Genomic DNA, 14,171 nt, shown 5'->3' with positions numbered 1-14,171 from the left:
GCCAGGCGGGCGACACGCTTCCGAGGGTGCGGAGTGCGGCCTACGGTCCGTATTCAGCCCGTCACCGCCCCGTGCGAGGAACCACATGAGCCAGCCCCTCGACTCCGTCACCGCAGGCCACACCCCCGAGGACCAGGACCGGCAGGACCCCGGCGCCGCCTGGTCGTTCGAGACCAAGCAGATCCACTCCGGTGCGGCCCCGGATCCGGCGACCGGCGCCCGCGCGGTGCCGATCTACCAGTCGACGTCCTTCGTCTTCCGCGACACGCAGCACGCCGCCGACCTGTTCTCGCTGGCCGAGCCGGGCAACATCTACACCCGCATCCACAACCCCACCCAGGACGTCCTGGAGCAGCGCGTCGCCGCGCTGGAAGGCGGCGTCGCGGCCGTCGCGCTGGCCTCGGGGCAGGCGGCGGAGACGCTGGCGATCCTGACGCTGGCCGGGGCCGGGGACCACATCGTGTCCTCCTCGTCGCTCTACGGCGGCACCTACAACCTCTTCCGCCACACGCTTCCCCGCTTCGGCGTCGAGGTGACGTTCGTCGAGGACCCGGGGGACCTGGCGGCGTGGCGGGCGGCGGTGCGGCCCGGCACGAAGGCGTTCTTCGCCGAGACGCTCGGCAATCCGCGCGGCGACGTGCTGGACGTCCGGGCCGTCGCGGACACCGCGCACGAGGCCGGGGTGCCGCTCATCGTCGACAACACCGTGCCCACGCCCTATCTGCTGCGGCCGATCGAGCACGGCGCGGACATCGTGGTCCACTCGGCGACCAAGTTCCTCGGCGGGCACGGCACGACGATCGGCGGCGTGGTCGTGGACGCCGGTACGTTCGACTTCGGGGCGCACGCCGAGCGTTTCCCCGAGTTCCATGAGCCCGACCCGAGCTATCACGGGCTGCGCTACTGGCCGGACCTCGGGCCGAGCGCGTTCGCGGTGAAGCTCCGGGTGCAGTTGCTGCGCGATCTGGGGCCCGCGCTCTCGCCGCACTCGGCGTTCCTGCTGCTCCAGGGCATCGAGACGCTGAGCCTGCGGCTGGAGCGGCACACCTCCAACGCGCTGGAGCTGGCCCGCTGGCTGGAGCGGCGCGACGAGGTGGCGGCCGTGCACTACGCGGGTCTTGAGTCGAACCGCTGGTACGAGGCCGGGCGGCGCTATCTGCCGCGCGGGGCCGGGGCCGTGCTGGCCTTCGAGCTGAAGGGCGGGGCCGAGGCGGGCCGGCGGTTCGTGGACGCGGTCGAGCTCTTCAGCCATCTCGCCAACATCGGTGACGTACGCAGCCTGATCATCCACCCGGCCTCCACCACGCACAGCCAGCTCACCGAGGAGCAGCTGACCGCCACCGGCGCCACGCCCGGTCTCGTGCGGCTGTCGGTGGGGCTGGAGAACGTGGACGACCTCAAGGCCGACCTGGAGGCGGGTTTCCGGGCGGCGAAGGCGGCGTCCTGAACGGGGCGCCCCCGCACCGCGCACTCCCCCTCGCACCGGTCTCCGGCGGCCGACGCGAGGGGGATCCGCCCGGTCGTCGCCGCTGGGCGGCGATCGAGGACCCGCTGCCCCTGGAGTCCGGGACCGGGCTGCCGGGGGTGCGCCTGGCGTACGAGACCTGGGGGCAGCGGGCGGCGGACGGGTCCAACGCCGTGCTGGTGCTGCACGCGCTGACGGGCGACAGCCATGTGGCCGGTCCCGCCGGTCCGGGGCATCCGACGCCCGGCTGGTGGGACGCGCTCGTCGGTCCCGGCCGGGCGCTCGACACCGACCGCTGGTTCGTCGTCGCACCCAACGTCCTCGGCGGCTGCCGGGGCAGCACCGGCCCGTCCTCCCCCGGGCCCGACGGCACACCGTGGGGCTCCCGGTTCCCGTATCTGAGCGTGCGGGACCAGGTGAGGGCGGAGGCCGCCCTCGCCGATGTGCTGGGCATCGGACGGTGGGCGGCCGTCATCGGCGGGTCGATGGGCGGCATGCGGGCCCTGGAATGGGCGGTGAGCAGGCCCGAACGCACCGGTTCGCTGCTCGTGCTCGCCGCCCCGGCGGCCTCATCCGCCGACCAGATCGCCTGGGGTTCCGTACAGATCGGCGCGATCCGCTCCGACCCGGGGTGGCGGGGCGGCGACTACCACCGGGCGTCCTCGGGCGAGGGTCCGCACCGGGGCCTCGGGCAGGCGCGCCGCATCGCCCACATCACGTACCGGAGCGCACCCGAGCTGGACTCCCGCTTCGGCGGCGGGGCGCAGCCCGGGGAGGAGCCCGCGCACGGCGGCCGCTACCGGGTGGAGTCGTATCTCGACCACCACGCGGACAAGCTGGTGCACCGGTTCGACGCCGGGAGCTATGTGACGCTCACCGAGGCGATGAACGGCCACGACGTCGGCCGGGGCCGGGGCGGGATCGCCCGCGCCCTGGGCCGCGCGGAGCTGCCCGCCCTGGTCGCGGGCGTCGACTCGGACCGGCTGTACCCCCTGGCGCAGCAGGAACGCCTGGCCGCGCTGCTGCCGGGGGCGGACGCCGCGCGCACCATCGCCTCGCCGTGCGGGCACGACGGCTTCCTCATCGAGACGGACCAGGTGGGCACGCTCGTACGGGAGTTGCTCGCGCGAGCACCGCTGCCCCGGCAGACCTCCTCCCCTTACGTCACCTGAGGCCGCCGGCGGTCCCCGTCACCGCGCCGGGCGGGCCCCGGCCAGGACGGCGCCGTGCACGGCGCGGGCGATCCGCGCGCCCCAGGGGGAGCGGGGTCCGGCGAAGGGTTCGCCGCCGTCGGGCCCCGGTTCGGGGGCGGCGACGCACACGGCGTCGGTCGGGGTGCCCGAGCAGTCGAGCCCGGCGTCCAGGAGCGCCTGGACCTTGGCCTCGGTGGCGGTGGCGACGGCGTTGACGAGGGCGGCGTCGGAGAGCGCCACGGGCAGGGTGACGACGATGTTGACCGTCCCCGGCCGGAACGGGACCGCTGCGGCGTCCGCCGAGGTCTCCGGGGCCGCCGCCCAGCCCCGTACGCCGAGGCCTGCCGTGACGGTCGCCGTGACACCGCCGTCGTGGGCGGTCGTGTACGCGGCGACCTCGGCGGCGGTCATCAGGCCGGCCCCCGGGCCGTCGAGCCCTTCCGCTGCCGCGATCTCGGCGAGGTGGCGGTCCGGGTCGAGGCGCGGGTAACCACCGGGGACCTGGGCGTTGAGGATCCAGGCGCGGGGGCCGATGCCGCCGCCGAGGACCGCGCTGCTGCACACCCGTACGCCCGGCCCCAGCCGCCACACGAGGTGGTGGAGGCGCTGTCCGTCCTCGCGCCGGTCGCGAAGGTCCGCGCGCGGTTCGCCGCGTTGCGCGGGCAGCCCGAGACGTACGGAAGAGATGGCGCACCCCTGGTGGCTCGGCGGGTCGGCGGTGGTCCGCCCTGCGGCCGCCACGGTCCGCCGATCCTATGCGAGCCCGGGCGACTCACCCGATTGGCCTAATGGGTTCCGGAGTGGCCCGGTGCCGCCGCACGGGGCCAAGGCCCCGCACCGGGCTTCCGGGAGCCACGATCCGGGCGGGCGGGCGGTTGCAGCGTCCATGTGGGTGAGGCGCGATGGAAGCCGGACGCGCCACCTCCGGTGGAGCCAGCCACAGGGCGTGCCCGAGAGGAGGAATCGGTTATGGGAGCCGCTGACGGTTTCACGGATTCCGGAGAACTCGACGGTCTGACCGTGTACGACAACGACGGCGAGAAGGTCGGCAGTGTGGGCCGGGTGTACGTCGACGACGACACCGGCAAGCCCGACTGGGTCACGGTCAAGACCGGCCTGTTCGGTATGAAGGAGAGCTTCGTCCCGCTCGCCGGAGCCCGTCGAGTGGGTTCCGACCTGCACGTCGCCCATCCGAAGGAGAGCGTCAAGGACGCGCCCCGGGTGGACGCGGACGCGCACCTCTCCGTGGCCGAGGAGGAGGAGCTGTACCGGCACTACGGCCTGAGCAGGAAGTCCGGCAATCTCGGTGAGAACCGGTCGGCCGGCATGGACGCGCCGACCGTCGCCGGGACCGGCGCGATGGGCGCGGCGGGTGCCGCCGGTGCGGCGGGCGCGGCCCAGGGCACCGGAACGCCCCCCGGCGCCAAGGCGACCGGGAAGGCGACCACCGCCGGGACGAGCGCCGGGATGGCCGGCGCGGGAACGACAGGAGCTGCGGGCATGGCAGGAGCAGGCAGCGGCACGGGCAGGCACCGCGACACGGACGCCTCCACCACGGCACGCCCGCTGGCGGGCGCCGGCGCGGGCACGTCCCGGTCCGCCGACATGAGCGGCAAGGACGAGATGATCCGCTCCGAGGAGCAGCTGCACGTCGGCAAGGAGGAGTACGAGAGCGGCAAGGCGCGGCTGCACAAGTACGTGGTGACCGAGGAGGTCACCCGGACCGTGCCGGTCTCCCACGAAGAGGTACGGGTGGTCCGCGAACCGCTCCAGCCCGGCGAGAAGACCACCGGGACCACGGACTTCGCCGAGCAGGACGTCGAGGTCACGCTGCACGCGGAACGCGCCACCGTACGCAAGGAGGCCGTGCCGGTGGAGCGGGTCCGGCTGGAGACCAACCGGGTCACCGAGCAGAAGGAGGTCTCCGCCGAGGTCCGCAAGGAGAAGATCGACTACGCGGACGGTACGGACATGGGCACCGGCAAGGACGCCGGTGGCGAGTTCGGCCAGGGGCGTCGCCGCTGACCGGCACGGTCTCAGGTGGCCGGAAGGCCGCTCCCACGTCCTCGGCCGCCGGGCGGGCTCGTTCAACGGGTCCGCCCGGCGGGCTGTCCGGTGCCGTGCGCGGTCAGCGGCGCGGCAGGAACCGTACCGAGGGGCGGCCGTCGGGGCCGTCCGGGGTGACGACGGCCCGGACCCCGTAGACGTCCTGGATCAGTTCCTCGGTGATGACCTCGGCCGGGGTGCCTCCGGCGACGACCCGGCCGGCCTTCATCACGGTGATCCGGTCGCAGAACATCGCGGCCAGGTTGAGGTCGTGCAGGGCGACGACGCTGGTGACGGGCAGGTCGGCGACCAGGGCGAGCAGATCCAGCTGGTGCTGGATGTCGAGGTGGTTCGTCGGCTCGTCCAGAAGGAGTTCGCGGGGCTGCTGGGCCAAGGCGCGGGCGATCTGGACGCGTTGGCGTTCGCCGCCGGACAGGGTGTGCCAGGACTGTCCGGCGCGGTCCGTGAGCCCGGTGCGCCGCAGCGCGTCGGCGACGGCGTCCTCGTCGGTGCGGTCCGGGGCGGACCAGGCGCGCCGGTGCGGGATGCGGCCGAGGCGTACGACGTCGAGGACGCTGAGGTCGACCTGGGTGACCGCGTGCTGGTCGACGACGGCGATCCGGCGGGCGACGGTGCGGCGGCCGAGGTCCGCGAGGGGGTCGCCGTCCAGCGTGACGACGCCGGTGTCCGGGGCGAGGAGGCCCGCGAGGATCCGCAGCAGAGTGGATTTGCCGGAGCCGTTGGGGCCGAGCAGTCCGACGGTGGAGCCGGGCGGCGGGGCGATGGCGACGCCGTCGAGAATGAGCCGGCCGCCCGCCGCCCGGCCGATGCGGTCGGCGCGCAGGCCGCCGTTGTCGAGGAGGCTCATGACGTGCTCCGGGTGCGGTACAGGACGGCGATGAACGCGGGGACGCCGATCAGCGCGGTGACGACGCCGACCGGTACCTCCTGCGGGTCGAGGACGGTCCGGGCGAGGGTGTCGACCCAGACGAGGAAGACCGCCCCGGCGAGTGCGGTGACCGGGAGGAGCCGCCGGTGTCCGGAGCCGGTGAGGGCCCGGGCGGCGTGCGGCAGGACCAGGCCGACGAAGCCGATCGCCCCGGCGGCGCTGACCAGAGCGGCGGTCAGCAGGGCGGTGGTGCACAGCAGCACGATCCGGGTGCGGGCGACGTTCACGCCGAGCGCGGCGGCGGCGTCCTGCCCGAAGGCGAAGGCATCGAGCGTACGGGCGTGGGCCAGGCAGATCACCAGGCAGACGGCGAGGACGGCGGAGCACAGGGCCACCTCGCTCCAGCCGACGCCGCTGAGCGAGCCGAGGAGCCAGAACAGCACCCCGCGGGTCTGCTCGGCGTCGGCGGAGGTCATCACGACGAACGAGGTGAGGGCGGAGAAGAGCTGCATCGCGGCGACGCCGGAGAGGACGACCCGGTCGGTGGAGCCGCCGAGGGTGTGGCTGAGCAGCAGGACCAGGGCGAAGGAGAGAAGCGCACCGGCGAACGCCCCGGCCGACAGCGACACCGCTCCCCCGCCGACCCCGAGGACGACCACGACGACCGCTCCGGTGGAGGCCCCGGAGGAGACGCCGAGGACGAAGGGGTCGGCGAGCGGGTTGCGCAGCAGGGACTGCATCACCGTGCCGCACACCGCGAGCCCCGCGCCGCACACGGCGGCGAGGAGGGTGCGCGGCATGCGGAGGTTCCAGATGATGCCGTCCCGGATCGGGCTGAGGTCGCTCGTGCCGAAGCCGAGGTGCGCGGCGACGGTGGACCAGACGTCGGGAACGGAGATCCGGGCGGGCCCGATGGTGACGGCCACCGCGACGGAGGCCAGGAGGAGCAGCAGGCCGCCGCTCCAGAGCAGTGCGGCGAGCGGCGCCCCGGCCCGGGCGGGGCGGTCGGCGGCAGGCGGCGCGTCGGCCCGCTTCTCGACCGTACGGCTGTCCGTGCTCACCCGGCGAGTCCGAAGTCGCGCAGTCCGGCCGCGACGCGCTCCAGTCCCTCGACGGTCCGGATGGTGGGGTTCATGGCCTGGCCGCTGAGCAGCACGTAGCGGCGGTTCTTGACGGCGTCCATGGTCTTGGTGACCGGGTCGGACTCCAGGAACTCGATCTTCTTCTCGGCGCTCTCGGCGGTCTGCATCGTGCGGCTCAGGTCGCCGATGACCAGGACGTCGGGGTTGCGGTCGGCGACGGTCTCCCAGCTGATCTGGGGCCATTCGTCGTGGGTGTCGTCGAAGACGTTCTTCGCTCCGAGCTCCTTCGTGATGACGCCGGGGGCGCCGCAGCAGCCCGCGAGGTAGGGGGCCTTGGAGTCGGAGAACCAGTAGAGGAGGGAGGCCTTGGATCCGTCGATGCCCTCGGTGGCCTTCGCCACCCGGCCCCGGAGCTTCTTCACCAGGGCGTCGCCGCGCTCGGGGACGCCGAACACCTGGGAGAGTTCCCGGACTTCGGTGTAGACGCTGTCCATGGTGAGGGGTGCGGTGCGCGCTCCGTCGCCGCCGCCGCTGTTGTCCTTGCCGACGCAGTCGGCGGGCGAGATGTACGTCGGCACGCCGAGCTTCTCGAACTGTTCGCGCGGGGCGACGCCGCCCTTGGCGAGGGTCGAGGCGAAGGAGGCGGAGAGGAAGTCGGGCTCCTTGTCGAGGACCTTCTCCGAGGAGGGCCGGTTCTCCGATATCCGCTCGACGCCCGCGTTGGCCTTCTCCAGGCCCTTCATCACCGGGTCGCTCCAGGTGGCGGTACCGGCGAGCCGGTCGGCCAGGCCGAGCGAGAGGAGGATCTCGGTGGACCCCTGGTCGACGGAGACCGCCCGCTGCGGCGGGGCCTTCACCGTGACGGTGCGCCCGCAGTTCTTCAGGGTGAGCGGGAAGCCCTCGGCCTTCTTCCCGTCGGCAGCCCCGGTGCTCCCGCCCTCGCCGCAGGCGGTCAGCAGGAGGAGTCCGGCCGCGAGGAGGGCGGCGGTACGTATCGGGGCGGGGGTGGCCGTGGACAGCACGAAGGACCTCTGTGTCTCTGGGCCCAGCCGCGGAGCCCGTCGTACGGTTCCCGGGCCCCGGTGCGGGCGCGGGCACCAGCAGGTCTTCGGACTCGGGTTCGTCCGGGCGGGACGCCTTCCCGGGGCGCGTGTGCGCTCCAGTGGCCGTGGCCCCGCCCGTCCCCCTCACCGCTGCGCGTCAGTTCCGGTTTCGCACCGGATTCCCTGACCCCGTCGCTGGGGTTCGACTGGCCCCGGCAAGCTATCACGCGTCTTCCCGCAGCTCAGAAGCGGTGTGGTGGGTCACGGTCCGCGGGGCCGGTGCGGCGCGGGATCGACCCGCCGTACCGGCCGCGCGGATTCCGCCAAGACACCTTTTCTAGGGAGCCTGGAGGGCGATCACCGCGTTGTGGCCGCCGAAGCCGAAGGAGTGGCTGACGGCCCGTCGTACGGGGGCCTCGCGCGGGGTCTTGGTGACGCAGTCGATGGCGAACCCGGGCTCGGGGGCGTCCAGGTTCGCGATCGGCGGGATCACCCCGTGCTGGAGCGTGAGGACCGTCAGACCCGCCTCGATGGCTCCGGCCGCCCCCATGCAGTGGCCCAGTACGCCCTTGGGGGCGGTGACGGGCGGCCGGTGCGGATAGGCCCGGCCGATGAGGGCGGCTTCCGTCGCGTCGTTCAAGGGGGTCGACGTGCCGTGCGCGTTGACGTGGTCGACGTCCTCGGCCCGCCAGCCCGCGTCCCGCAGCGCGGCGTCGACGGCCGCCCGCGCGACCTCCCCCGCCGGGTGCGGGCTGGTGGGGTGGTGGGCGTCGGTGGTGGCCCCGGCGCCCGCGATCAGCGCCCGGGGGGCGGCTCCTCGGGCGCGGGCGTCGTCGGCCCGTTCCAGGACCATGATCGCCGCGCCCTCGCCCATGACGATGCCGGCCCGGTCGGCGGCGAAGGGGCGGCAGAGGCGGGCGGGGTCGCCGTCCCGCATCGCCGCCGCGCCGGAGCGGGCGAAGCCGGTCATGGCGACGGGGAACACGATCGACTCGGTGGCCCCGGCGATAGCGATGTCGCACTGGCCCAGCGTCAGCATGTCCCGGGCCACCGACAGCGCGGTCACCCCGGACGAGCAGGCCGTGCACGGGGCCAGGCTGGGTCCGGTGGCCTTCATCGCGATGGCGATCTCGGCCGCGGGCATGTTCGGGATGGTCAGCAGGATGCCCGAGGGCGAGGTGGCCTCGGGGCCGCGCCGTTCCAGGGCGACGGCCTGTTCGGTGAGCCCGGCGGATCCTCCGCTGCTGGTGCCGACGACGACGGCGACCCGGGCCCCGTCCCAGTGCGCCGGGTCGAGTCCGGCGTCGGCGACCGCCTCCCGGGCGGCGAGGAGGGCGAACTTGACGTACCGGCCCATCCGGAACGCGGTCCGGCCGCCGACCGCGTCGTCGAGGTCGATACCGGAGACCGTACAGGCGAAGTCGACGGCGCAGCCGCGCAGTTCGGGGACGGTGCGGGCGGGCGAGACGCCGGCGCGGACCCCGTCCCAGGTGGTGTCGGTGGTGTGGCCGACCGGGGTGATCATCCCCAGCCCTGTCACGGCGATGGCGGGTCGCTTCATCGGGTGTTGCTCACCGGCACCGTCGCCTCGGCCGGCGCGCCGGCGACGGCCTCGTCGATGTATGCGGAGATGTCGGCCAGCGTGGCGTCCTTGTAGAGCTTCTCGGAGTCGGCGTCGACGCCCAGGGTCTCCTTGATGATGACGGCGAATTCGGCGACCGCGAGGGAGTCCATCTCCAGGCTGTCCATCGTGGACTCCGGCAGGACCTCGTGGGCGGGCACCTTGAACGTCCCGGTCAGCACCTCGGTGATCTTGGGGTGGATGGTCTTCATGGTGATTCCTCTCATCGGGTTCGTCGGATTCATCGCGCTCGTCCGAGCGGCGGGGGAAACGGTGTTGCCCACCGCTCGAAATAACTGGAAGACGATCTTCCGGTTACGCCTTCCGGCGAACCGATTCATCTACGCTCACCTGCGGCTTCTCGAACCATCGGGAGAGCACCGACGTGGTTCCCCAGTACGCCAGCAGGACCCCGCGGGTGCCGAGCGCGGCGACCTTCTCGCGCAGCGGGCGCCTCCGGCTGCCGCAGACGGGCCGCCGGAATTCCGCCGCGCGGCCCCGGATTCCCGCCCTGCGGCTCCGGTGCCAGGCCCCCTCGGGGTCGTCGTAGACGTCGGCGTAGCGGGGTCCGGCGATCGGCCAGTCCGACATCAGGCGCTCGGGCAGCGCGAAGGTCGCCACCAGGGCGGGGGTGTGTTCGGCCACGACCGCGGTCGCCTCCTCCACCGCGTCGGGCAGAGAGGTGACCTGATCGGCGGTCAGCCGTCCGGTGGCGAGCAGGTCACCGCTGTTGCGGGCGATCCACCGGAGCGCGAAGAGCCTGCGCAGCTCGGTCAGCCGGTCGCGCGCCTCGCCTTCGGGCAGGGTGGCGACGGCCTCGGCGTACGCTTCGTCCGCCTGGCGGTAGGCGTACGCCTCGACGCCGCGCAGCGCGGCCGACGACGCGGCGTTCCAGCGGCCGAGCGGGTCGCCGGGCGGGGCGGCGCTCATCCGCGTCCGGGCGCGGGTGAACCAGAGGTCCTCGACGGCCGCGCAGAGCCGGCCGAGGAAGGCGGGGTCGTCCAGGTCGCCGGGGCCGTCCTCCTCGGCCGGGTCCCGGTCGGTGGCGCTGAAGAGCATTTCGGCGGCGGCCTTGGCGTGCACGGCGAGGTTGTCGCCCTCGGCGGTGATCGCGCCCTCGATGCCGGTGACCAGTTCGGTCATCCCGTTGTTCTCCAGCAGCCCCTGGGCTCCGCACCGTTCGCGGCACTCGACGATGACGTCACGGGCCTGCCAGGTGATCCACCCCTTGGCGACGGCGACCAGGCGTTCGGCCTCGTCCCGGTCGGCCGCGGAGGCCGACTCCCAGCCGTCCAGGGCCCTGCGGTGCAGCAGGCTCATCGCGTACACGGTGGCCATCGCTCCGGCCAGCGGGCCGTGGTGGGTGCGGTGCGCGTACACGGGGATCCGCCGGGCGGCGCGCGATCCGGAGATCATCCGGTGGCCGGCGTACCGGACGGCGATGGCCAGGGTGACCCGGGCGGAGCCGACCGCGCAGGCGCTCATGGAGAGCTTGCCGGGGGTGACCCGGCCGATGGAGGCGAGGAACCGCCTTCTGCGGTTGGGGACTTCGCTGTGGAACCGGCCGTCGTCGCCGATCCGCCCGTGCTGTCCGGCGAGCAGTGCCTCGCGTGGGACGAAGCAGCGGTCGAAGGAGGTGAGGCAGTGGTCGACCGGGGAGCCCATCCGGGCGGGCAGCCGCCGCACCCGGACGCCGGGCAGGGCGCGGTGGGCGTCGGTGAGCGGCGCGAGGAAGAGGAAGACCCCGTGGTCGGCGCCGTCGGCGAGCAGCCGGGCCGCCACCACACCGGACTTGGGACCGCCGGCGGGGCTGGTGTTGGGCATGAACTTCTGCGCCCCGGCGTGCGGGGTGTGCAGGACGAAGCCGTCGCGTTCGCGGTCGTACGTCGCGGTCGTCTCGATGGCCGCCGCGTCGTTGCCGTGCGCCACCTCCGTACAGAGGAAGGTGCCGACGCGCCGCAGGGCGAGGAAGTCCGACAGGTCGCGCCGGGTGTCGGCGTCGTGGTCGAGGAGGCTACCGAGGAAGAGGTTGTAGTGGATGCCCGCCACGGTGGTCAGCGCCGGGTCGACGGGGCCGAGCCATTCGTGGAGGGCGGCCAGTGCCCGGGGGTCGGCGGCCAGACGGGCGCCGCTGTCGAGCGCGTTGTTGAGGATGCGCAGCCGGTGGTAGGAGAGGGCGAGCCGTTCGTCGGGGGTGCCGCCACCGGGGCGGCGAAACGGTTCTGTTGTCAGCATGCGGCGCCAGAATCCGTGCTCCTGGCGGAAGTTCGGCCCGAAGAGCACCGCGGTGAGCAGATCGTTCGTGGACGGCGAAGCCGCGTCATTCATGGTTACGGTCACAACACAGTAACGATCAAGGAACGGCGAGGACACCCCCGCCGTCCCGAAATGCCCCCGTTTATCAGGCGCGTTGGAAGGCCAGTGCGACGTTGTGGCCGCCGAAGCCGAAGGAGTGGCTGAGCGCCGTCTCGATCCGCCGGTGCCGGGGTTCCTTTGTCACGCAGTCGAGGGGGAAGGCGTCGGGGAGTGCGTCCAGGTTGGCGATCGGCGGTACGGCGGAACGTTCCAGCGTCAGGACGGTGGCCACCGCCTCGATCGCGCCCGCCGCCGCCAGGGTGTGCCCGGTGACGCCCTTGGGCGCGGTGACGGGCGGCCGGTGCGGGAAGAGCCGGGAGATGAGGGTGGTCTCCATGGCGTCGTTGAGGGGGGTGGAGGTGCCGTGGGCGTTGATGTGATCGACATCGCCGGGTGTCCAGCCCGCCTGGTCGAGCGCGGCCCGCACCGCCCGCTGGGCGCCGTGTCCGTCGGGGGCCGGGGCGGTGGGGTGGTGGGCGTCGGTGCTGGAGCCGGCCCCGGTGAGCAGGGCGCGGGTCCGGCCGCCCCGGGCGCGTACCCCTTCCTCGCGCTCCAGGACGAGCATGGCGGCGCCCTCGCCGATGACGAAGCCGTCCCGGTCGGCGGCGAACGGGCGGGAGGCGGCGGCCGGTTCGCCGGTGCGGGTGGACAGCGCGCCCATCCGGGCGAACGCGGTGACCACCAGCGGGGTCAGCACCGACTCCGCGCCGCCCGCGACGACCACGTCGCAGCTGCCGCCGAGCAGCAGATCGCGGGCGACGGCGACGGCCGTGGCCCCGGAGGCGCAGGCGGTGGCGGGGGCGAGGCTCGGGCCGCCCGCCTTCAGCGCGATGGCGACCTCGCCCGCCGCCGCGTTGGGGATCATCATCGGCACGAGGAGCGGGGAGACCGCCTCGGGACCGGAGGCGGTCAGCTTGGCCGCGTTGTCGACGAGTACGGAGACGCCGCCGACGCCCACGCCGAGCACCACGCCGACCCGGGCGCCGTCCCACCGGGCCGGGTCGAGGCCGGCGTCGGCGACGGCCTGCCGGGCGGCGACCAGCGCCAGCTTCACGAACCGGGCCATCCGCCACACCGACCGGCCGCCCACCGCCGCGTCCAGGTCGATGCCGTCGACCGGACAGGCGAAGTCGACCGGCAGGCCCGCGAGTTCCTCGATCCGCCGGGCGGTGGACCGCCCGGAGCACAGCCCCTCCCAGAAGCTGTGCTCGTCCGCCCCTGCGGGTGTCACCAGGCCGATGCCCGTCACCGCCACGGCGGTGCCGGCTCGGGCCTCGGTGCCCTGATCAGCGGGGAGCGACATGCTGTGTTCCTTCCATAGAGTCCATGCACATGGTCTGCGGGGTCCCGGGCCAGCGAAGTGCCGCCGAACCCCAGGTCAGTCCGCCCCCGAAGGCGGTGAGCAGTACCCGGTCGCCGGCGCGGAGGAGGCCCCCGTCCGCCGCGTCGGCCAGGGCCAGCGGGATGGAGGCGGCGCCGGTGTTGCCGACCCGCTCCAGATGGGTCACGCAGCGCTGCGGCGCGATGCCGACCCGCTCGGCGACGGCGCGCAGGATCCGGGCGTTGGCCTGGTGCGGTACGAACCGGTCGACGTCGGCCGGGTCCCAGCCGACCCGGTCCAGGAGCGTCCGGCAGGAGCCGGTCATCCGCTCCACGGCGTGCTGGTAGACGGTGCCGCCCTGCATCCGGAAGAACCCGTCGCCCGGGCCGGCCGGTTTGCCGCTCGCCCGCGCGCGGGCCCCGCCGCCGGGGACGGTGATCAGGTCGTAGCCCGTACCGTCGCTGCCCAGGTCGAACGCGAGCAGTTCCCCGGGATCGCCGCTGCGCCCGGCCGCCACCAGCGCGGCGCCCGCCCCGTCGCCGAAGACGACGCCCGCCGAGCGGTCGGCCGGGTCGAGCCAGGTCGAGTAGACGTCGGCCCCGACGAGCAGGATCCGCCCGTAGAGGCCCGAGGTGATCAGACCGTGGCAGACGGCCAGTCCATAGACGAAGCCGCTGCACACGGCGGCGATGTCCAGCGCCGGTACGGTGCCGAGCCCGAGCCGGGCCGCGAGCGCGGGGGCGGTGCCGGGGCAGAGGTGGTCGGGGGTGGCGGTGGCGAGGACCACCGCGTCCACCCCGCCCGCAGCCGGGGCGCGGCGCAGCAGCCGGGAGGCCGCCTCGAACGCGAGGTCGCCGGTGGCGACGTCCTCTCCGGCCCGGTGCCGGCTGCCGATGCCGGTGCGGCGGCGGACCCAGGCGTCGTCCACGCCCCAGTCGGCGGGCAGCCGTTCGTTGCCGACCGGCTCCCCCGGCACCCAGCCCGCCACGCCCTTCAGTACCGCCGTGCGCGCCCCGGCCGCTAAGACGCCCGCCCGCGTCCCCGGCTCCGTACCGCGCTCGGCCGCCTGTCTCCTCGCCACCCGTCGCCCCGATGCCACCCGTTGCCCCGATCCCGTTGTCGTACTGCATCGGGTTGACGAACGGCGGAACGTCTC

The 14,171-nt window shown here is 74.0% G+C and carries 12 protein-coding genes and 1 riboswitch; of the genes, 3 read left to right on the top strand and 9 right to left on the bottom strand.

Annotated elements, in window-relative coordinates:
• Positions 1–85: 85 nt before the first annotated feature.
• Both A3Q37_RS19070 and A3Q37_RS19065 read left to right on the top strand, forming a co-directional pair.
• Positions 86–1,447 carry a bifunctional o-acetylhomoserine/o-acetylserine sulfhydrylase gene (locus A3Q37_RS19070; protein WP_079137862.1) on the top strand — a complete coding sequence of 454 codons (1,362 nt, stop codon included), beginning with the start codon at positions 86–88 and terminating at the stop codon, positions 1,445–1,447.
• Positions 1,444–2,637: a homoserine O-acetyltransferase gene (locus A3Q37_RS19065; protein WP_065486165.1), complete on the top strand. Its 1,194-nt coding sequence runs from the start codon at positions 1,444–1,446 to the stop codon at positions 2,635–2,637. Before A3Q37_RS19070 ends, A3Q37_RS19065 begins: the two co-directional genes overlap by 4 nt.
• An 18-nt stretch (positions 2,638–2,655) precedes the next feature.
• Here the strand turns inward: A3Q37_RS19065 and A3Q37_RS19060 are convergent, their stop codons facing one another.
• Positions 2,656–3,399, bottom strand: coding sequence for an adenosylcobinamide amidohydrolase (locus tag A3Q37_RS19060; RefSeq protein ID WP_065486158.1), 744 nt, complete (start codon positions 3,397–3,399; stop codon positions 2,656–2,658).
• 228 nt (positions 3,400–3,627) lie between these two features.
• On the opposite strand from A3Q37_RS19060, the gene A3Q37_RS19055 reads away from it, so the two are divergent.
• Positions 3,628–4,683 (top strand): PRC and DUF2382 domain-containing protein, encoded by a 1,056-nt coding sequence (locus tag A3Q37_RS19055; protein WP_065486156.1) that lies wholly within the window; start codon positions 3,628–3,630, stop codon positions 4,681–4,683.
• A 103-nt stretch (positions 4,684–4,786) separates the two neighbouring features.
• On the opposite strand, the gene A3Q37_RS19050 is transcribed toward A3Q37_RS19055, so the two are convergent.
• From A3Q37_RS19050 to A3Q37_RS19015, 8 genes are all read right to left on the bottom strand, one after another.
• A complete protein-coding gene (locus A3Q37_RS19050; protein WP_065486154.1) occupies positions 4,787–5,572 on the bottom strand; it encodes an ABC transporter ATP-binding protein in 786 nt (261 codons plus the stop codon).
• Entirely contained in the window at positions 5,569–6,564 is a 996-nt protein-coding gene (locus tag A3Q37_RS19045; protein ID WP_255311860.1) for an iron ABC transporter permease, read from the bottom strand. The genes A3Q37_RS19050 and A3Q37_RS19045 overlap by 4 nt, the downstream gene beginning before the upstream one ends.
• An 86-nt stretch (positions 6,565–6,650) precedes the next feature.
• Positions 6,651–7,697, bottom strand: coding sequence for an ABC transporter substrate-binding protein (locus tag A3Q37_RS19040; RefSeq protein WP_065486150.1), 1,047 nt, complete (start codon positions 7,695–7,697; stop codon positions 6,651–6,653).
• Positions 7,698–7,756: 59 nt separating this feature from the next.
• Positions 7,757–7,944, bottom strand: a riboswitch (cobalamin riboswitch).
• 111 nt (positions 7,945–8,055) lie between these two features.
• Positions 8,056–9,279 carry a beta-ketoacyl synthase gene (locus A3Q37_RS19035; RefSeq protein WP_065486146.1) on the bottom strand — a complete coding sequence of 408 codons (1,224 nt, stop codon included), beginning with the start codon at positions 9,277–9,279 and terminating at the stop codon, positions 8,056–8,058.
• Positions 9,276–9,551 (bottom strand): acyl carrier protein, encoded by a 276-nt coding sequence (locus tag A3Q37_RS19030; protein ID WP_065486142.1) that lies wholly within the window; start codon positions 9,549–9,551, stop codon positions 9,276–9,278. The genes A3Q37_RS19035 and A3Q37_RS19030 overlap by 4 nt, the downstream gene beginning before the upstream one ends.
• A 103-nt stretch (positions 9,552–9,654) precedes the next feature.
• The gene (locus A3Q37_RS19025; RefSeq protein ID WP_176711456.1) at positions 9,655–11,667 is read right to left on the bottom strand and encodes an acyl-CoA dehydrogenase; all 2,013 of its coding nucleotides are present in this window, start codon (positions 11,665–11,667) and stop codon (positions 9,655–9,657) included.
• Positions 11,668–11,740: 73 nt separating this feature from the next.
• Positions 11,741–12,997, bottom strand: coding sequence for a beta-ketoacyl synthase (locus tag A3Q37_RS19020; protein ID WP_065486134.1), 1,257 nt, complete (start codon positions 12,995–12,997; stop codon positions 11,741–11,743).
• Positions 12,981–14,096 carry a beta-ketoacyl-ACP synthase 3 gene (locus A3Q37_RS19015; protein WP_065486132.1) on the bottom strand — a complete coding sequence of 372 codons (1,116 nt, stop codon included), beginning with the start codon at positions 14,094–14,096 and terminating at the stop codon, positions 12,981–12,983. Before A3Q37_RS19015 ends, A3Q37_RS19020 begins: the two co-directional genes overlap by 17 nt.
• Positions 14,097–14,171 lie beyond the last annotated feature (75 nt).

Origin of the sequence: Streptomyces sp. PTY087I2 (assembly GCF_001687325.1) — a bacterium.
In the GTDB taxonomy this organism is placed as follows: Bacteria; Actinomycetota; Actinomycetes; order Streptomycetales; family Streptomycetaceae; genus Streptomyces.
Note: the sequence above shows the minus strand (reverse complement) of the source record. Positions and strands in the feature narration are given on the sequence as shown.